This window comes from Salmonella sp. SAL4457, from assembly GCF_046548235.1.
In the GTDB taxonomy this organism is placed as follows: Bacteria; Pseudomonadota; Gammaproteobacteria; order Enterobacterales; family Enterobacteriaceae; genus Salmonella; species Salmonella enterica.
The window spans coordinates 1-276 of record NZ_JBGDZO010000406.1; the positions used below are offsets into that span (position 1 = coordinate 1).

At 69.2% G+C, this 276-nt stretch carries 1 protein-coding gene; it reads right to left on the reverse strand.

Annotated features, from left to right (window positions below; translation table 11 throughout):
* Positions 1-276: tRNA (guanine(46)-N(7))-methyltransferase TrmB (trmB, locus tag ACLJNW_RS24835; protein ID WP_410961306.1), on the reverse strand; the 276-nt coding region annotated here is incomplete at both ends.

Genomic DNA, 276 nt, shown 5'->3' on the forward strand with positions numbered 1-276 from the left:
GGCGCTCCCCGCGCCGCTCGAACTTGGTCACCGGACGCTCTTGCGGGCGCGGCACGAAGCGGCCGTCTTCGGCCTGGTTGCGGTAGCCCGGCGCCGCGCTCATGACGTCCAGCATGTGCTCGGCATAGGGCTCCCAGTCGGTGGCCATGTGCAGCACGCCGCCGACCTTCAGCTTGCGCCGCACCAGTTCGGCGAATTCCGGCTGGACGATCCGCCGCTTGTGGTGGCGCTTCTTGTGCCAGGGATCGGGGAAGAACAGCAGCAGCCGATCGAGGC